The organism is Chryseobacterium gambrini (assembly GCF_900156825.1).
GTDB lineage: Bacteria > Bacteroidota > Bacteroidia > Flavobacteriales > Weeksellaceae > Chryseobacterium > Chryseobacterium gambrini.
The window spans coordinates 16,131-36,118 of sequence record NZ_FTOV01000013.1; the positions used below are offsets into that span (position 1 = coordinate 16,131).

Below are 19,988 nucleotides of genomic sequence, written 5' to 3' on the forward strand. Positions count from 1 at the left end.
ATGAAAAATTTATCTTTTCTTAACAGAAGTACATTGATTTACCTTTTCTCTTCAACATTTCTTTTCAATATCTCAAAAGCGCAGTTAGGAGTTTCTTCAGGCTCTGTTTCCCATACAGTGAGCAACGGTCTTTCAAGTGCAAATGAAAGTGGATTTCTTAATGAAAACACGATTATTGTAGAAGATTTTATGAATTACCACAAACATCAGATTAAAATTCCGAAGAAAAATGAAGTAGCTTTAAGCATTGATTATGACAATACAATTCTGAATTCGGACGACAATTTTTTACTGCAAATCGGTCTTGCAACGCAAAATGTATCGGCTAGAGAAAACTCCAACAAAGCAAATGTTTCTCTGGTCATTGATAACAGCGGATCTATGGGTGGCGGAAAACTTGAAAAAGTAAAAACGGCACTGAAAGTTTTTGTAAAAGGATTGAAACCTGAAGATCTCATTTCCATTGTAAAATTTGATGATACTGCGAATCTTGTTTTAAAATCATCAAAAATAAAAGATGTTGCCGGAAATTTAGATGCAATTATTGAAAGTATTTATCCTTCGGGTTCCACCAATATTCATTCGGGAATGATGATGGGCTATTCGGAAGCGCAAAAACACAATACCAAAGACTACAACAGCAAAGTAATTCTTCTTACCGACGGAATGACAAATTCCGGAATTACAGATCCTGAAACAATTTTGAAACAGTCGAAAGAATTTAACGATAAAGGAATAGACATCAGTACCATCGGAGTCGGGCAACAACTGGATTTTGATCTGTTACGGAGAATCGCCACTTACGGAAGAGGCTCCAATTATTTTATCGGAGATGTAGAAGAAGATATTCAAAAGACCTTTAAAGATGAATTGGAAAGCCTTTTATACAATATTGGAAAAAAGCCGAAACTAACGATCAATCTTCCTGAAGGAATGAACATTAAAACATTTTACGGTTATCAGCCAAAATATATTTCTGATCATGAAATAGAAGTAGAACTTGAAAATTTAGATTGCGGACAAACCCAGATTTTCCTGATGGAAGTTGAGAAAAATGAATTAGAAAATTCTTCAATTACGGCTTCTTTGGTTTATGAAAAGAATGATGAAGTGAAAAATATTTCTTCTAAAAAAGAATATGATGAAATGACGGAAACAACTCAACAAGAATTAAAGAAAAATTTTCAGATTGCTAAAATGACGACAGCACTCAAAAAAGCAGCAAAAGATTTTTCACAAACCAATATGGGAAATAGCAAAAAATCCATGCAAAACATCATCAGTTATTATCAGTCTTTCTGCGATAAAAACGACGAAGATCTGAAGAGAATTTATAATATCGCCTTAAAATATTCATCCGGAAAGAATACAAGATCCTATTATTAGATCTTTTGGGCAATCTCAATTCTTTATCAACTCTTATATGAAAAAATTGTAATATGAAAATTGAAATTCTGTTAACAATCAACCATTTAGCAATACATACCTTTGCTAAAACCAAACATAACTATGAAAAAACAGTTTTACTTTTTTCTTTTACCTGTATTATTCCTGCAGAGTTGTTCGTTTCTTGAACAGAACAATTTCATTGAAACCAAGATCATTTCCAGCGATCTCAATGAAAAAATTGTTTACAAATTTTATCAGACCGGACTTAATGATTACAAAGTAGATTTTTACTCGGTAGATCAGTCCGGTTCTACCAAACTTTTTGAGCATGATATCGACGATGCGTTTGTAACTTCCGAAACCTACACCATTTCAGAAAATGATGATGAGCTCATCATCCGAACCAAACTTTTTTCTGAGGTGAAAAAACTCGTCACGCCAAGCGGAAAATCAATTATTCTTACCAACAGATAAACAGTTCTTTTCAGGACTGTTTTTTTTATTCATTATAAACATTAGTTTCAGTTATCATTTGCTGACCGCAGTGCCGTTGCGAACGAAGAATATTCACAGTAATTTCAATGAAAATCTTTGCAAACATTGCGTTAAAATGATCATTATTTCTAATTTTTTTGATTTCACCAAGCCAAACCTTCATTTCACCAAGTCTCCCGATTTTCACTCTGAAATCGGCGTAATTTTACTCTAGAAGTTTAAAATTAAAAAAAGAAAATTATGAAACTGAGACATTTTTTACTGATCGGATTATTTCTGATAGGAGGTATGATCAACGCACAGGAAACAAAGAAAAACTTTATTGAAGTAACCGGAATTGCAGAAATGGAAGTAGAGCCGGATGAAATTATTTTCAATCTCGGAATTAAAGGAGATAACAAAAATCAATTGGCAGACAACGAGAAACAGCTTTTTGAAATCCTGAAAAGCAATGGCGTAAAAAACGAAGACATCAAATTCAAATCGATGTATCAGAATATTTATTCCAAAACCAAACTTTTTACGAAAGATTTTCAGTTTAAGGTAACAAAAAAGACGGATATCGGAAATCTTTTTGAAAGCCTGAACCAAAAGTGGGTCAACAGCATCAATATTTCAGAAATTAAAAATACAAAGATTACAGATTTCAGAAAAACCGTAAAAATCAATGCCTTGAAAGCGGCAAAGGAAAAAGCCGACTATCTTCTGGAAAGTATGGGCAAAAGAACCGGAACTCCGCTTGAGATCGTAGAAATTGAAGACTATACCAGTGATATGATCATGCCGATGAACTTCAGAGCAAAAGTATCCAATATCCAGCTTGAGGCAGCAGATTCCAATGTAGATTATTCTTTTGAAAATATTGATAACATCAAGCTGAAATACAGCATTAAAACAAAATACGAAATCCTTTAAAACACAAAATCATGACAGCTTTTAAAATTTTAACATTAGCAGCCGGAACCGCCGCTTTATTCGGGGTACAAAACTCAAAATTTGAATATAAAGAACCGGCGGTTCAGAGAACAGTGGTTCAGAATGTCGATAAACCTTCAGAAATAAAGATTAAAGAAAATAAAATTCAGGTGGCATTGCTTCTCGACACTTCCAACAGCATGGACGGACTGATCGATCAGGCAAAATCCCGACTCTGGAATATCGTGAATACTTTAACGACCTTAAAATACAACGGCAAAGCGCCACAAGTGGAAATTGCTTTGTATGAATACGGAAATGACGGTTTACGAGATGAAAATTACATCCGGCAGGTAACTCCTTTAACGCAGGATCTGGATCTGGTTTCGGAAAAACTGTTTGCTTTGAGAACCAACGGCGGAAGCGAATATTGCGGAGCCGTGATCCGTGATGCCTCGATGAATCTGAAATGGGATGAGAATAACCAAAGCATGAAGCTGATTTATATTGCGGGAAACGAGCCTTTCGATCAGGGAAAAATCAGCTATAAAGAAGTGATTCCAACTGCCAAAAGAAAGAATATTTATACCAACACAATTTTCTGCGGAAGCCGCGATGAAGGAATACAGACTTTCTGGCAAAACGGCGCTTCTTTGGGCGAAGGGAAATATTTCAATATCGACAGCGACCAGAAAGTAATTTATATAGAAACTCCCTATGATGTCAGAATTTCAGAATGCAACACCAAACTGAATGACACCTACATTTATTACGGAAGTCACGGTTCGGAATTTAAAAACAAACAGATGCTTCAGGACAAAAATGCCGAAGTGCAGTCGGTTTCCAACGCCGTGGAAAGAACGGTCGCAAAATCTAAGAAAAATGCCTATAAAAACGATCATTGGGATTTGGTAGACCGCGCTGAAAAGGATGTGAACTTCATGTCGGACGTAAAAGCTAAAGAACTTCCTGCCGAATTGAAAGGCAAAAGCAAAGAGGAAATTAAAAAAGCGGTTGCCGAAAAATCTGCCGAAAGAGAAAAAATTCAGAAAGAAATTGAAGTATTGTCTAAAAAGAGACAGGATTTCATTGATGCCGAAATGAAAAAACGAGGAAATTCTGAAGCCGATGATCTTGGAAAAGCAATTGAAAGGTCTGTTCTGGAACTGGCAAAGAAAAACGGCTATAGCCTCTAACTGAAAGATTATCAGCAGAAATTAAATTTAAATATCAGAAGTGATTAAAAACTAATAACCATTAAAGCTAATGCAATGAGGCAAAAGTGTTGTTTTCAAAATTTCTGAACAACAAATATTTTGAGTGTGTAGACTCGCGGCAACATTGCCGCGAGTTTTTTTCAGTTTTTCGGCGAAGGCTTAGCCTTCGCCGAAAAACTGAAAAATTTCAAAATCATCTCCCAAATTTAAAATACTTTGAAAGCAGATGCTTTTTACCTTTCATAAATTGAGAAACCATTTCCATTCCCGTCACGGAAAACGTAATTCCGTTTCCTCCGAAACCCAGTATAAAATAAGAATTTTTAAAATCCTGATGTTCCCCGATATAAGGCAGCCCATCCTTGGTCTCTCCAAAAGTTCCTGCCCAGACAAAATCTGTGTAGAAATGATAATCAGGTTTTATTTTCTTCAACGTTTTTAAAATCTCCTTCTGTTTCTTATCTAAAAGCGAATCCCGTTTTTCAGCATCATAAAAATCTTCGTCACCGCCTCCGATTAGCATTCTTCCATCATCCGTTGTCCGCATATACATATAAGGCTCATCAGTATTCCAGACCAGAGTATTGCTGATATTTTTAAATTTTTTCTTATCAATTTCCGAAACAAGAGCATAGGTACTTTTCAGACTGACAAAATGTTCTTTTATTAAATTTTTGCTTTCATAACCGATACAGTAAATGATTTTTTTAGCCCTGATCTGAAAACCGGAATCTACTGTAATTAAATTATATCCTTTAAAATATTCAACATCTGTCATTTCTGTTTTGTCGAAAATTTGTAAACCTTTTTTTACATTTAGCTTAAATAATTCATGTGCAAACTTAAATGCATCAATACTTGCTCCCTGCTCAGATAAAATTCCGCCGTATGTGTTTTTAAATCCGAATTGTTTTGAAACCTCATCACTTTCAAGCCATTTTACTTTAAAACCGGCGTCTTTTCTTGCGTTAAATTCTTTCTTCAGCCATGCAACATCCTTTTTCTTGGAAGCATAATACAGAGATTTTTTTCTTTTAAATCCTGAACCCGACTTAATTTCACCGGCTAACTTTTCAAGCTTATCAATAGAATCCGAACATGCCTTATAACTTGCTACAGCTCCCTTTTTTCCTATCTTTTCAATAAGTTCAAAAAGAGGAACATCTATTTCATACTGAAGCATGGAAGTAGTTGCTGAAGTACTTCCGTTACAGAGTTCGCGTTGATCAATAAGAATTGTTTTGTACCCTTCAGCCATCATTTGGTGGGCTGCTAAACTTCCTGTAATGCCGCCTCCGATAATCAGCACATCACATTCTTCATTGGATTTTAAAGAAGGATATGAAGAAATCAATCCGTTTTTCAAAAGCCAGAAAGGTTCGTTAGATTTAAGATCCATAGTACTGTTTTTCTCTGTATAAACAATAATTGCGCCTTTTATTCATCTAAAATTAATATTGGTTTAATATTTGTTTTCACCCTTCAATCAAACCACATTAAAAATAAAAATATGATAACGATTATTCCAGAGGCTCCGGAAAATGTTGCTGCTTTTAATGCAACAGGAGCAGTAACGAAAGAAGATTTTGAGAATCTTGTTTTTCCTCGTGTAAAAGCAAAGATTGAACAATTTGGAGAACTAAATTATTTAATGTATATCGATACAGATCTGGATAATTTTACAGCCGGTGCATGGTTGGAAGACGCTCTTTTAGGACTGAAGAATCTAACCAAATGGAACAGGGCGGCAATTCTTACCGACAATCAGCATGTACAGAATTTTACTGAAATTTTCAGTGTACTGATGCCGGGAGAATTCAAATCTTTCCCGAAAGGTAACCTGTACAACGCTTTGTACTGGTGCAAAAACGGAAATGAAGTAGAAGCGTAATCTGCTTATTATAAAAACAACGGAAAGGCTGTCTTTTTAAGGCAGCCTTTTTTATTGATCTGAAAATTAAATGGTAAGTATAAATACTTAATTATCAATTTGGTACATTCTACGTAGAATATTTCTCATTATTGTGACTATATTTGTAATGTTAAACAAACAAAAAACTAAAAATTATGTCAACATTCAAATTAGACATCATTGCGGGGCCACTTTGGAGCAATGACGAAGCACAAAAATTAGGTCCGCGTATCGCGGCAGCACACTTAGGAAAGTTTACCGGACAATGGACTACCATTGTTGAAGGACAGATGAGTGTAATCGGCGTTGAACTGAATACTCAGCCTACAGGAGACTCCGAGTACACTTTAGATGTTTTGGCCGGTCCTATCTGGAGCAACGAAGATGCTAAAGAAGTTTGTCCTGCAATCTGCGCGTCTTACGGAGGAACGTGGAACGGACAATGGACTACCGTTGTAGAAGGTAAAATGAGCGTTTGCGGATGCACATTTAAATTCTAAAAAATTAAAATTATGAAAATCGGCAGTTTCCGGAGGAAACTGCTGATTCTTTTATTGATCGCAGGAAACACATTCTGCTATAATTTCTTTTTCTTCCTTTTTTTGTGAACTGTATAACTGTTTGTATCTGAATGCAATCATCAATCCGATACACGTCATTCCCACACCCACCAACGAAGGATAGTTGAAAGAATAACCGTTTTCCAGCGGTATTCCTCCCAAAAACGCGCCCAAAGCATTCGCACAGTTAAATCCGGCCTGCATAAAAGCAGCAGCCATCATTTCGCTTTTAGGGGCGGCTTTCATCATCATAATATTAATCGGTGCAGCAACCGACATCGACAGTGCACCGCAGATAAACGTCAGTACCAATGAAACCGTTTGATATTCTGAAAGGAAAAATACGCCCACTAAAGAACTCATCATTAAGAAAAGTAATAAAACAAAGGTCTTTTCAGGGCTCAGTCTGTCAGACAAATATCCGCCGACTAAATTTCCTACAACCATTCCGGCTCCGGCGAGAATCATCACATATGCCATCTGATTTTCTTTAATCCCCGAAACAATGGTCATCAAAGGCGTAATGTAGCTAAACCATGTAAATAATCCTCCAAAACCAATCGCAGTAATCATCAAAACCATCCATGACTGCTTTTTCTTCAAAAATTTCATTTCTTCCATGAAGTGAGTATTTTCATTGGTTTCAAGCATAGGCAGCCAGAGTTTTAAAAATAATAAGGCAAATAACCCGATCACAGCAACAATGGCGAAATACCATCTCCAGTGAAATGCATGACCGATATACGTTACCAGCGGAACCATCGCGAGATTCGCAACCGTAAGTCCTGTAAACATCAGCGAAATATAGAACGCTTCTTTACCTTTTGCGGCTAATCGGGTGGCAACCACAGTTCCCACTCCAAAAAATGCTCCATGCGGAAGTCCGGAAAGGAAACGGATGATCATCATCGTGTTATAATCCGGAGCAATTGCCGATAATGCATTAAACAGGGTAAAAATCATCATCAGAACAATCAAAACCTTTTTTGGCGGAAATTTTACAGAATATCCAATTAAAATCGGAGCTCCTACAACCACTCCGAAAGCATAAGCCGAGATTAAATGTCCCGCTTCCGGAATGCTGATCTGTAAACTTCTTGCAATATCGGGAAGCAGCCCCATAATGGTAAATTCGGTGGTTCCGATTCCAAGACCGCCTATTGCCAACGGTATTATTCTTTTATCTATCTTCATTTTAAAATCCTTTTAACGATCCTGAATAATTTATTGTTTCTTTTAAAGTGCAAAAATCGATAGAAATAATCATTTATACTTTAACGGAGATGACTCATTTTTGCTCTGTATTAACTTTTTTAATTAATTTTGAATTAAATATTAATCAAAAGAGAACATAATGAAAATTCAGAAAGAAAATATTGAATTTGAAGAAGGAAAATCTTTTAAGCTGTTTTCACCATCCCTTAAAAACTGTTTCTTCTGGCATTATCATCCTGAAATAGAGCTTGTTTACGTAGAAGTTTCCAACGGAATCCGTCACGTCGGTAAAAATATTTCAGACTTCAAAGACAGCGATCTATTGCTCATCGGTTCCAATGTTCCTCACCTTAATTTTGATTATAAAATTCAGACCGAATGCAGACAGATGGTTTTGCAGATGCGCGAAAATTTTCTTCAGGAATACATTATGCCTGTTCCGGAATTTGAAAACATTAAAAACCTGTTGGAACGTTCTTATCTGGGATTATCCTTTTCCGGACAAACGAAACAAAAAGTTGTTGAAAAACTACACCAGATAAAAAACGAAAATTCTTTTCATGCTTTTGTAGGGCTGATCGAAATTTTGCAGATTCTTGCAGATTCCGCCGAAGTAAAAGAACTGAATAATGAAGACACCCGCATCAAGTGGTTTTTAAATGATAAAATCCGGATGGGAACCATTTACGATTATATTCATGAAAATTATGACCAAAATCCCAACGTAAATATTATCGCAGAAAACGTGAATTTAAGCACTCCCGCATTCTGCCGTTATTTTAAAAAGCAGACCAATATGACCTTTACAGATTTTGTCAATAATTACAGGATCAATCAGGCGAAATTATTACTGCTGCAAAATTCCGGTGTAACGGAAGTCTGCTTTCAGGTAGGTTTTGAAAGCCTTTCATATTTCAATAAATTATTTAAAAAATACATCGGAGAAACACCTTCTGCCTTTAAGAAAAAACATCTGAGCAGGGTTGAAAGTAGTGCAGTTTAAAACTAAGTTTGTTTAAATTCATTTTAAATTTAACCTCAAAAGAGACAAAAGACTTTATTGGATTTATTTAAATTTAAAGTATTTCAAAAGTCAGCAAAGAGAAAAAATATTTGATTTTTTTTAAACTTATGTGCTCTTTTTTCCATTTAAGTAGTAAACTTAAACAACTAAAGTATTAAAATCTTTTAGATCTTTCGCGGTAAAAAAGTTTAGACGATTATTTTACTGATATTTATTTTAAACCAATCCTTTATATTCTTTCCATTCCTCAAAACGATAATCGATAACCTGCTTCATAAGATCATAATTTTCGTACGTATCTTCGATGTGATAAAATGTTTCATATTCGTAATCATGCTCTTCCGCTTTTGTATCGAATAAATTCACATAATCATCTGCGAAAGAGCTGAATCGGTTTCCGAAATCCGTGTCGTCTTTGTAATAATCATGGGCAAAAGCATTTCCTGTTTCGTTCAGATCATATTCAGAAAACTTTCCGTCCATGAAATCCATGATGAATTCAGCGCCGGTAATTTCTCTTCTTTTTAAACTTTGAATTTCTTCTTCATGATCTTCTTTAAATTCTTCCGAGATGAAATCGTTATTAATACACCAGTTCAGAAACATTCCGGTGTGGGTTGCTCCGTTTTTTATTGGAAGTTCTTCAGGAAAATCGCTGCCGTAATGCCATGAAGCATCATCATATTTAGACATATTGAATGATAGTTTTAAACAATTTTATCCAAAAATAGAAAAAATCAATTTATATTGCCCGTCACAGGGAAAATTCCGTCATTTGTATAGAAAAATTTTTTTCGACCTTATTATATGAAAAATGCCGTTCTGATCACCATTGGTGACGAAATCCTTTCAGGAAGCACCGTAGACACCAATTCTAACTTTATTGCTGCCGAACTGAAAAATATTGGGATAAAAGTTATACAGATTTTTACCATTTCAGACCAGATTGAAACCATTAAAAAGACCATCTCTTCTGCTTTTGAGCTGGGAGATATCATCATAACAACCGGAGGTTTGGGTCCTACAAGAGACGATAAAACCAAAAAAGCCATTGCCGAATTTTTTAATGACGAAATCGCTTTAGACGAAGAAACTTTCGCTCATCTGAAAGCATATATGGAAAGACGCGGAAGAACAGAAATTCTGGAAAGAAACCGCGAACAGGCTTTTGTCCCTACAAAATCCAAAGTGTTCCAGAACCATAACGGAACTGCACCCTGCATGATGATGGAAGAAAACGGAAAACTGCTTTTCAGTCTTCCCGGAGTTCCTTATGAAGTAAAACCTTTAATTAAAGATCAGATTGTTCCTTTTTTAAAAGATAAATTCAGTCTCCATTACCTTTCCACAAGAATTGTTTCCGTAGTCGGAATTCCCGAAAGTATTTTGGCAGACAAAATTGAAAACTGGGAACTTGCCTTGCCGGAAAACCTTTCTTTGTCTTATCTTCCTGTCGGAACCCGCGTTAAACTGAGACTCACTGCAAGCGGAGAGGACGACAGTATTTTGCAGCAACAGTTGGAAGACGAAATCCAGAAGCTACTTCCTTTAGTAAAAGATCATGTAATTGCTACCTCACAGGATAAAATAGAAAAAATCCTTGCCGATATTTTAACAGATAGAAAATTGACTTTATCTACCTCCGAAAGCTGTACAGGCGGAGAACTCGCAAAAATGATTACTTCTGTTTCCGGAAGCTCAAATTACTTTTTAGGCGGCATTGTTTCTTATGCTACAGAAAAAAAGATCGATATTCTCAAAGTAAAAAAAGAAACCGTAGAAGAATTTACGGTCGTAAGTGAGCAGGTCGCTGCGGAAATGGCAGAAGGCTGTCAGAAACTCTTCAATACAGATATTTCTCTTTCTACAACCGGAGTTGCAGGTCCCCGAAAAGGAGAGGACGGAAAGGAAGTGGGAACTGTTTTTTACACCATCAGAATTAAAGATCAGGAAGTGACTTCAAAATTGTATATGCCGCATCTGGATCGACTGGATTTTATGCACTTTGTATCCCAGAAAGTCATTCAGGATCTTGTTGCCCTTTTGGTGAATAATTGATTCATAATCAGTTAATTTTTTAATTTTTTTTTAATTAATTCTGCATAGGTTTTTCACGGTTTTTGACGTTCATGAGAAAAATATCAAAATCGTGGAAAATTCAAAGCAGATTTTTCAGACTGACAGCAAAAAACGCTGGAGAAACGTTCAGTGGGGAAGCCGAATCTTTATCTTCATCGCCATATTGCTTTTTCTGGCACTCGGTCTTATGATGAAATGGGACAGAAGCCCCAAAATTCCTTTTAAAGAAGATTACAAAGCCGTTATTACAGCGAGCAAACCCTATCTTCAGGAAAATAGAATTTCCAAAGAATATAAAGGATTCCGAAGTTTCATTTCCGAAAAAACAATGCACACCAACCTTGCTAAAATCGAAAAAGCAAGAGCCGAAAGACTTAAAAACCAAAACCGCAACTGGGCACAATTTCCGGGCGGAATACGTTCTGCGTTCTACGTTGCTTGGGATCCGCAGTCTTTAATGTCTTTAAAAAGAAATATCAGACACATCAATCTTGTTTTTCCGGAGTGGTTTTTCCTCGATCCGAAAAATGGCGATCTGAAAACCAATGTGGATCCTGCCGGTTATAAAGTTATTAAAAGAACAGGAGTTGCCGCAATGCCGATTCTCAGCAATAACTTTGAACAGGAATTCCATTCTGAGGGATTGGGAAAAGTGCTGAAAGATCCGAAAAAAAGAACCCATCTTATTCGGAAATTAACCCTGCAATGCCAGAAACTCAATTTCAAAGGAATCAACATCGACTTTGAAGATATGAATCTGGATTCTGATGAAAACCTCATCGCTTTCATGAAAGAGCTGTCCGAAACTTTTAAGCAGAATAAATTATTGGTTTCCATGGATATCATGACGGATAATGACGATTACAATATTCAGAAATTAAATCCTTATGTAGATTATTTTGTCTTGATGGCGTATGATGAATATTCTGCAGACAGCGATGCAGGACCCGTTTCCTCTCAAAAATGGATCGAAGCACAGACCGGAAAAATTCTGGCAAAGACTTCCCCCAACAAAATCATTTTAGGATTGGGAGCTTACGGATACGACTGGAGTACAGACAAGGAACAGAATAATTCCGTGACGTATATGCAGGCAATTACCAAAGCGAGTGCAAGCAAAGCGAAAATTAATTTCGACGACAATACTTTTAATTTAAATTACTCTTACACAGATTCGAAAAACAATACACATACTGTATTTTTCAACGATGCAGCTTCTATTTTTAATACGATGCGCTTTTCTTCAGAATATCCTCTTGCCGGAACTGCGCTTTGGAGATTGGGAAGCGAGGACAGCCGGATCTGGAATTTTTACGATAGAGATCTTACGTTTGCAGGATTATCAAAATTAAATTTAAAAACCCTTGAGAATGTAAAAGGTCAGACGATGGTCGATTACATTGGTGACGGCGAAGTTTTGGATGTTCTGAATACGCCTCATGACGGAAAAATTGCCCTTGAGATTGATCCCAAAGAAAAAATCATTACCGATGAAAATTATGTAACCTATCCCAGTTCTTACGAAGTTAAAAAATACGGAGAAGCTCCACAGAAAGAACTGGTATTAACTTTTGATGATGGCCCCGATGAAACCTACACACCGCAGGTTTTAGACATACTGTCAAAATATCATGTTCCGGCTGCCTTCTTTTTGGTAGGATTAAATGCCGAAAAAAACCTTCCTTTGGTTAAAAGAATTTACAGAGAAGGTCATGAAATTGGCAATCATACATTTACCCATGAAAATGTGGCAAAAGTAAGCCCCGAAAGAGCTTTACTGGAAATGAAACTGACAAGATTATTGATCGAATGTATCACAGGACACAGTACCATTCTGTTCAGAGCGCCTTACAATGCCGATTCTGAGCCAACAACTTCAGAAGAAATTGTTCCGGTTGCATTGGCGAGACAGCAGAATTATCTTGATATTGGTGAAAACATCGATCCCGAAGACTGGCAGCCGGGAATAAAAGCCGATGAAATTGTAAAACGTGTTTTAGCAGGTGTAAAAGCCGAACGCGGAAACATCATACTCCTTCACGATGCAGGAGGCGAAACCCGTGAAGAAACCGTAAAAGCGTTGAAAGTTTTAATCCCGACATTGCAGAAACAAGGATATCATTTTACCAATCTTGCCAGTATTCTGCATAAAAACAAAGCGGAACTGATGCCTTCCATTCCGAAAACAAGAGCCTATTATGTGATGCAGCTTAATCTTCTTTTGGCAACCATTATTTATGGAATCAGTCATTTTTTAGTGGCTTTGTTTACCATTTTTATCGCATTAGGACTCATCAGATTGCTTATTATGTTATTCTGGGCGTTTAAAGAACGTCGAAAAGAGAAAAAATCGGGAGAATTTCCCGTTTTAGAATCCTATCCGAAGGTTTCAATTATTGTTCCGGCGTACAATGAAGAAGTCAACATTGTTTCATCATTAAACAATCTGTTAAAACAAACCTATCCCAATTTCAATATTATTCTGGTGGATGATGGAAGCAAAGATTCAACCTATGAAAAAGCGAAAGAGTCCTTTTCTGATCATCCGAAACTGAAAATTTTCAGCAAAACCAACGGCGGAAAAGCAACTGCTTTAAATTTTGGGATTTCACAAACCGATGAGGAATATGTGGTCTGCATCGATGCCGATACGAAACTGGAAAAAGATGCCGTAAAATATTTAATTGCAAGATTTTTAAACTCGGATCCGGATGAAAAAATTGCAGCCGTTGCAGGAAATGTAAAAGTGGGCAATACTGTAAACTGGCTTACAAAATGGCAGTCTATTGAATATACAACCAGTCAGAATTTTGATCGTTTAGCATATGCGAATATCAATGCCATTACTGTAATTCCCGGTGCTATCGGAGCTTTCAGAAAATCTGTAATTGAAGAAGTTGGCGGATATTCTTCCGATACTTTAGCCGAAGACTGCGATATTACCGTTAAAATCTTGAGAGAAGGGTACACCGTTGCCAACGAAAACCGTGCAGTAGCAGTGACAGAAGCTCCGGAAAGCGTAAAACAGTTTTTAAAACAACGTTTCAGATGGACGTACGGAATCATGCAGATGTTCTGGAAACAGAGACAGACTTTCCTTAACCCGAAATACAAAGGTTTAGGACTTTGGGCAATGCCGAATATTTTACTCTTTCAGTACATTATTCCGTTCTTCTCGCCGCTTGCCGATGTCATCATGTTTTTTGGAATATTATCCGGAAATGGTGGAAAAATATTCAGTTATTATTTAATTTTCTTTTTGGTGGATGCGTCTCTGGCTTTTATTTCGTTCATCATGCAGAGAGAGAAATTGGTAAACCTGCTGTATGTGATTCCTCAGCGTTTCGGATATCGCTGGCTGATGTATATTGTATTGTTCAGAAGTCTCCGAAAAGCACTGAAAGGCGAAATGCAGACCTGGGGATTTTTAAAACGTACCGGAAACGTAAAAGAAATTGCAACATCTTAAAATATTTTTTGGAGCTGCTTCCTGCTTTCCGCACTCGCTATTTTACAGGATTCGGTGCGGCAGCAAAGCTGCCGCGCCGAATCCTATAAAATGAGCTTAAACAAATTTGCAATCAGGGCTAAGATGATATCATACATTTGAAAATCACGAAATAACCATAAACTTTGTCATCCTGTAAAGATCTAAGCACAAATCTTTCCATGATTACTTTTCATACTACGCTTAAATTCTTTCAGGACGACAAATGCTGTGAAAATATATTTAAAATATAAACAGATCTTAATATTTAATTAAATTTGTTTTTGTAAAAAGTAACGAAATAAAAAAAAGTTACACTTATTGTATAAATTGTAATTATAATGAAAAAATTAACGCTTTCTCTGCTTTTAATAGGAGGAATTTGTTCACAAACCGTGAACGCTCAGGCGACAGACAAAGGTTTAGACCTTAGCTTGATGGATAAATCAGTACGTCCGCAAGATGACTTTTATAACTATGTGAGTGGAACTTGGATGAAGACTGCCAAAATTCCTTCCGATAAACCAACTTGGGGAAGTTTCAACAAACTGGCTGAAGATACAGACAACAACTCCATGACGATTCTGAACTCTCTTCTGAAAGACAAATTTGCTGACGGAACAGAAGGCAAGAAAATTCAGGACCTGTACGCAACGTACATGAACATGGCAAAGAGAAATGCAGACGGTATCAAACCGATTCAGGCAAATCTGAATAAAATTGATGCCATTAAATCCGTTGGAGATCTTCAGAAATATTTAATCTCTGTAACCAAAGAAGGAGAAAATAACTTCTACGGATGGGGAGTAGATGCAGATCTTAAAGACTCTAAAATGAACGTTGTTTATCTTGGTGATGCATCTCTAGGTCTTGGAAGAGATTACTATCAGAAAGTAAACGAAAAAAACACAGAAGCTTTAGCAGAATATACAAAATATGTTGCTTCTATGTTAAAAGAACTAGGATATAAAAATGCTGATGCTGCCGCTAAAGGAATCGTAGATTACGAGAAAAGCATCGCAAAAACATACTTAACCAACGAGCAGAGCCGTGATAATACGCTTCAGTACAATCCACAAACAATGGCTCAGCTTTCAGCTTTGGTAAAAAATGTAGACCTTCCGGCTTATCTTAAAGCAGTTGGCGTAAATACAGATAAAGTAATTATCGGAGAATTAGGATATTACAAGAATTTAGATAAATTCATCAATACGCAGAATCTTCCTGTGATTAAAGATTATCTTAAATTCCACATGATCCACGGAAGCGCGGCTTATTTAAGTGAGAAATTAGGAGACATGAGATTCGCTTTCTATGGCAAATATTTAAGAGGACAGCAGGAGCAGAGAGCTTTAAATAAGAGAGGTTACGAATTAATTAACGGATCTTTAGGAGAAGCTTTCGGTAAACTATACGTTGAAAAATATTTCCCGGCAGAAGCTAAAGCGCAGATGGTTGAACTGATCGATTACTTAAAGAAAAGTTTCGCGGTTCACATCAACGGATTAACGTGGATGTCTTCTACCACCAAGCAAAAAGCAATGGAGAAACTGAATAAGTTCACGGTAAAAGTTGCGTATCCGGACAAATGGAAAGATTATTCCAAATTAACCATCACGCCGGAATCAAAAGGTGGAAATCTATATGCCAACCTTCAGAATATTGCAGAATGGCAGTACAACAAAGACTTAGCTAAAATCGGAAAACCGGTAGATAAAACAGAGTGGGGAATGACGCCGCAAACTGTAAATGCTTACTACAATCCGGTAAACAACGAAATCGTTTTCCCTGCTGCAATCCTACAGCCGCCTTTCTTCAATCCTAAAGCAGATGCTGCGGTGAATTTCGGTGGAATCGGTGCCGTGATCGGTCACGAAATGAGCCACGGATTTGATGATTCAGGTGCACAGTTCGATGCAGACGGAAACTTGGTAGACTGGTGGACTCCGGAAGATAAAGCCAACTTCGAAAAAGCAACAAAAGCTCTTGCCGCACAGTACGACAAATACGAGCCAGTAAAAGGAACTTTCGTGAACGGAACCTTTACCAACGGAGAAAATATTGCAGATTTAGGAGGCGTAAACATCGCTTACGATGCTCTTCAGATGTATTTAAAAGACAAAGGAAATCCGGGAGTTATCAGCGGTTACACGCAGGATCAGAGATTCTTCCTGAGCTGGGCAACAGTATGGAGAACTTTATCCAGCGAAAAATACATGATCAATCAGGTAAAAACAGACCCGCATTCTCCGGGATATTTCAGAAGTTTCGGTCCTTTAACCAATGTTGATGCTTTCTACAAAGCGTTTGATGTAAAAGAAGGAGACAAATTGTACAAAAAACCGGCAGAAAGAATTAAAATCTGGTAATCACCATTTTAGATACAGCCAAAACCGTTCAGCAATGAGCGGTTTTTTTGTTTTTTTTGGAGCTTTTTCGCGCTTTCCGCACTCGCTATTTCTTTGGATTCGGCGCGGCGGAGCCGCGCCGAATCCAAAGAAATGAGCTCAGACAATTGCTGCAATCGCGGCTAGGATTTCAGTCATTTTTTTCAGCATCAGGAAAATGAATAGAAATTATCCTTAATTCAGAAAATCTATGTATCATTTGCGGAGTGAATAGTTTATGCTTGTCGAAGTACCTTTACGAACAAAAAAATCAACGGAATCATTTTGAAAAGAAAACTTCACGCTCCTTGCGTGAAATACTAAACGATTTGTTGTCTTACTCAATCAAAATCAAATATCATTTTAACCGCAAATCAAGATCAGATAATAAAAATAGCAAGTTTTATTTACATCCTTTTCATCAATTATTATTTATCACTTATCATTTATAAACTAATTTGTATATTTGGTAAGTTTGTGTAAAATCAAAAACAATTTTTAATGAAAAAGCTAAATATCGGAGTACTTGCCTTTTCAGGTTTGGTATTTTTAAATTCTTGTGGAACAACAAAAACTGCCAATACTCAAAAACCTGAGCCGATGAAAGGAGTTGAAATTGTACAGCCAGAAAAAATGGAAGCAAAAGAAGAAGGATTAAACCTATCGTACATGGATAAAACTGTTCGTCCCCAAGATGATTTTTTTAGCTATGTAAACGGAAACTGGGTAAAAACCACTCAGATTCCTTCCGATAAAGCAAGTTGGGGTTCTTTCAATGCACTCAGAGAAAATGTAGACGATGCTTCTTTGGACATCCTGAACAAAATCTTGTCAGAATCTTATCCTGAAGGTTCCGAAGGACAGAAAATCCAGAATTTGTATGCCTCATTTATGGATACCAACAAGAGAAATGCAGAAGGATTGGCTCCGATTAAAGGAGATCTTGCAAAAATTGATGCCATTAAAAACATCGGCGATCTTCAGAAATATCTGCTTGAAGCGACAAAAGTGGGCGATAACTCTTTCTACGGATGGAGAGTAGGTGCAGACCTGAAAGATTCTAAAATGAACGCAGTCTATCTTGGCGGTCCCGATCTTGGACTGGGAAGAGATTACTATCAGAAAGTAAATGAAGCCAACACCAAAACGTTAGCAGAATATCAGACCTATGTCGGAAAACTATTCGGCGTTTTAGGCTATAAAAATTCAGAATCTGCAGCAAAAAACGTAGTGGATTTCGAAAAACAGTTGGCAAACTATTTATTAACGCTTGAACAGAACAGAGATGCCAATTTAAGATACAATCCTAAAAACGTATCAGAATTGCCTGCTTTGGTTAAAAACGTTAATCTTCCGAAATATCTGAAGGATGCCGGAGTAAATACCGACAGAGTCATTATCGGCGAGTTGAAGTATTACCAGAATATGGATTCCTTCCTTACCCAGAAAAATCTTCCTTTACTGAAAGACTATCTGAAATACCACTTAATCAATGGAAATGCAAGCAATCTGGATGAAAATTTAGAGCAGATAAGATTCGATTTCTATTCCAAATATCTTCAGGGGCAAAAAGAACAGCGTCCGATGAACAAAAGAGGGCTTTCTTTGGTAAACAGCGTTTTAGGTGAAGCGTTCGGAAAATTATATGTCGAGAAATATTTTACGCCGGAAGCAAAAGCACAGATGGAAATGTATATCGATTACATTCTAAAATCCTTCAAGACACATATCAACGAGATGGATTGGATGTCTCCGGAAACAAAAGTAAAAGCACAGGAAAAATTATCAAAATTCACCGTGAAAATTGCTTATCCGGATAAATGGAAAGATTACACCCAGTTAAAAGTAGAAGCTCCGAAACAGGGAGCAACCTTATATTCCAATCTTCAGAATGTTTCAGCTTGGCAATATCAGAAAAATTTAGATAAAATAGGAAAACCGGTAGACAGAACAGAGTGGGGAATGACGCCGCAAACCGTAAATGCCTATTACAGCGGATCAAACAACGAAATCGTTTTTCCTGCCGCCATTCTTCAGCCGCCTTTCTACAATCCAAAAGCAGATGCAGCTGTTAATTTCGGAGGAATCGGAGCCGTTATCGGTCACGAAATTTCTCACGGATTCGATGACAGCGGTTCAAGATTCGACGGAGACGGGAACTTAAATAACTGGTGGACCGATGCAGACCGTAAAAACTTCGACGCAAAAGTAGCACAATTGGCAGCACAGTACAGCGCTTATGAACCGGTAAAAGGAAGCTTCGTAAACGGAAAATTCACGAGTGGCGAAAACATCGGGGATTTGGGAGGAGTTGCAGTGGCTTACGATGCACTTCAGATGTATCTTAAAGATCACGGAAATCCGGGCTTAATCAGCGGATTTACTCAGGATCAGAGATTCTTCATGAGCTGGGCAACAGTCTGGAGAACAAAATCCACAGATCAGTATATGACCAATCAGGTGAAAACAGATCCGCATTCGCCGGGAATTTTCAGAGCATTCGGTCCGTTGGTCAATCAGGATTCTTTCATCAAAGCATTCGATATCAAACCGGGAGACAAAATGTATAAAGCTCCGCAGGACAGAATAAAAATTTGGTAAGACAAGCCAAAAATTGTTAGAAATGAAAAACGCATCAGAAATGGTGCGTTTTTTATTTAATTTTTCATAGTTTAGTGACATCACAAAATATCAGTTTTTTAGTTGATATTTAATTTAAAAAGTTAATATTTCAAGAAAAATCTTAACAAAATTTTGTATGTTACAGTTTTTTTTTAAATTTAAACATTGGATTGGTCAGCTATTTGATGCTGATAAAGACAATACACACCAACATCGAAAATCTCAAAATATTAATAATATGGCAATGTTTAATTATGGCGTTGGCGGAAACGAAGTAAAAGTAGACGCCAATGAAGCTATTCAGCAGATTCAGGAGAATAAATCGCTGATAGTAAGCCAGCTTACAACCGACGAATCTTACGTCCCTGAAATTGTAACAGGATTAAAAACAGTAGATGACGTCTTCAGACATTTCCAGCCTTCTGTAAGCGTTCAGCACGAAACGGAGGACGGTAATGTAGTAGAAGAGGAATTCCGTTTTCAGAATCTCGCGGACTTTACCCCAAAAAATCTCACTCAGAAATCAGATTATCTGCAGCAATTAAGCATGGAGCAGGAACAGTACAACAAAATTGTACGCCAGCTTAAAACCAATAAAATTCTGCGTAATATGCTGGAAAACGATCAGACAAGAGCTGCCTTCGTAGAGGTATTGAAAGAAGTGGCACAGGAACTTGAAAAATAAT

General features: G+C 36.9%; 15 protein-coding genes. 12 read left to right on the forward strand and 3 right to left on the reverse strand.

From position 1 onward, the window contains the following. The 4 genes from BW951_RS18140 to BW951_RS18160 all read left to right on the forward strand — a co-directional run bounded on the left by BW951_RS18140 (position 1) and on the right by BW951_RS18160 (position 3,995). Positions 1-1,386, forward strand: coding sequence for a vWA domain-containing protein (locus BW951_RS18140; RefSeq protein ID WP_076395331.1), 1,386 nt, complete (start codon positions 1-3; stop codon positions 1,384-1,386). A 123-nt stretch (positions 1,387-1,509) separates the two neighbouring features. After that, positions 1,510-1,863 carry a hypothetical protein gene (locus BW951_RS18145; RefSeq protein WP_076395333.1) on the forward strand — a complete coding sequence of 118 codons (354 nt, stop codon included), beginning with the start codon at positions 1,510-1,512 and terminating at the stop codon, positions 1,861-1,863. Positions 1,864-2,124: 261 nt separating this feature from the next. Continuing rightward, the gene (locus BW951_RS18155) at positions 2,125-2,799 is read left to right on the forward strand and encodes an SIMPL domain-containing protein (RefSeq protein WP_076395337.1); all 675 of its coding nucleotides are present in this window, start codon (positions 2,125-2,127) and stop codon (positions 2,797-2,799) included. An 11-nt stretch (positions 2,800-2,810) separates the two neighbouring features. Next, positions 2,811-3,995, forward strand: coding sequence for a VWA domain-containing protein (locus BW951_RS18160; RefSeq protein WP_076395339.1), 1,185 nt, complete (start codon positions 2,811-2,813; stop codon positions 3,993-3,995). 214 nt (positions 3,996-4,209) lie between these two features. On the opposite strand, the gene BW951_RS18165 is transcribed toward BW951_RS18160, so the two are convergent. Further along, complete coding sequence (locus BW951_RS18165; RefSeq protein WP_076395341.1) at positions 4,210-5,415, reverse strand: NAD(P)/FAD-dependent oxidoreductase; 1,206 nt, start codon at positions 5,413-5,415, stop codon at positions 4,210-4,212. Positions 5,416-5,526: 111 nt separating this feature from the next. Here BW951_RS18165 and BW951_RS18170 point away from each other — a divergent pair, with 111 nt between their 5' ends. Both BW951_RS18170 and BW951_RS18175 read left to right on the forward strand, forming a co-directional pair. Then, positions 5,527-5,907: a SpoIIAA family protein gene (locus tag BW951_RS18170; protein WP_076395343.1), complete on the forward strand. Its 381-nt coding sequence runs from the start codon at positions 5,527-5,529 to the stop codon at positions 5,905-5,907. A 176-nt stretch (positions 5,908-6,083) separates the two neighbouring features. Continuing rightward, positions 6,084-6,428, forward strand: coding sequence for a mannan-binding lectin (locus BW951_RS18175; RefSeq protein ID WP_076395345.1), 345 nt, complete (start codon positions 6,084-6,086; stop codon positions 6,426-6,428). 51 nt (positions 6,429-6,479) lie between these two features. Here the strand turns inward: BW951_RS18175 and BW951_RS18180 are convergent, their stop codons facing one another. Next, positions 6,480-7,682 carry an MFS transporter gene (locus tag BW951_RS18180; RefSeq protein WP_076395347.1) on the reverse strand — a complete coding sequence of 401 codons (1,203 nt, stop codon included), beginning with the start codon at positions 7,680-7,682 and terminating at the stop codon, positions 6,480-6,482. A 160-nt stretch (positions 7,683-7,842) separates the two neighbouring features. On the opposite strand from BW951_RS18180, the gene BW951_RS18185 reads away from it, so the two are divergent. After that, positions 7,843-8,706, forward strand: a complete 864-nt coding sequence (locus BW951_RS18185; protein WP_076395349.1) for an AraC family transcriptional regulator — start codon at positions 7,843-7,845, stop codon at positions 8,704-8,706. Positions 8,707-8,943: 237 nt separating this feature from the next. Here the strand turns inward: BW951_RS18185 and BW951_RS18190 are convergent, their stop codons facing one another. Further along, positions 8,944-9,420, reverse strand: a complete 477-nt coding sequence (locus tag BW951_RS18190) for a DUF7832 domain-containing protein (protein ID WP_076395351.1) — start codon at positions 9,418-9,420, stop codon at positions 8,944-8,946. A 114-nt stretch (positions 9,421-9,534) separates the two neighbouring features. Between BW951_RS18190 and BW951_RS18195 the strand changes: the two genes are divergently transcribed. The 5 genes from BW951_RS18195 to BW951_RS18215 all read left to right on the forward strand — a co-directional run bounded on the left by BW951_RS18195 (position 9,535) and on the right by BW951_RS18215 (position 19,987). Beyond that, entirely contained in the window at positions 9,535-10,785 is a 1,251-nt protein-coding gene (locus BW951_RS18195) for a CinA family nicotinamide mononucleotide deamidase-related protein (protein ID WP_076395353.1), read from the forward strand. A gap of 91 nt (positions 10,786-10,876) precedes the next feature. Then, complete coding sequence (locus BW951_RS18200; protein ID WP_076395355.1) at positions 10,877-14,275, forward strand: trifunctional glycoside hydrolase family 18/polysaccharide deacetylase/glycosyltransferase family 2 protein; 3,399 nt, start codon at positions 10,877-10,879, stop codon at positions 14,273-14,275. A gap of 359 nt (positions 14,276-14,634) precedes the next feature. After that, on the forward strand, positions 14,635-16,662 hold the full coding sequence (locus BW951_RS18205; protein WP_076395357.1) for a M13 family metallopeptidase: 2,028 nt from the start codon (positions 14,635-14,637) through the stop codon (positions 16,660-16,662). A gap of 519 nt (positions 16,663-17,181) precedes the next feature. Beyond that, complete coding sequence (locus BW951_RS18210) at positions 17,182-19,281, forward strand: M13 family metallopeptidase (RefSeq protein ID WP_076395359.1); 2,100 nt, start codon at positions 17,182-17,184, stop codon at positions 19,279-19,281. Between the two features lie 157 nt (positions 19,282-19,438). Beyond that, positions 19,439-19,987 carry a type VI secretion system contractile sheath small subunit gene (locus BW951_RS18215; RefSeq protein ID WP_139326204.1) on the forward strand — a complete coding sequence of 183 codons (549 nt, stop codon included), beginning with the start codon at positions 19,439-19,441 and terminating at the stop codon, positions 19,985-19,987. The last annotated feature ends 1 nt before the right edge of the window (position 19,988 follow it).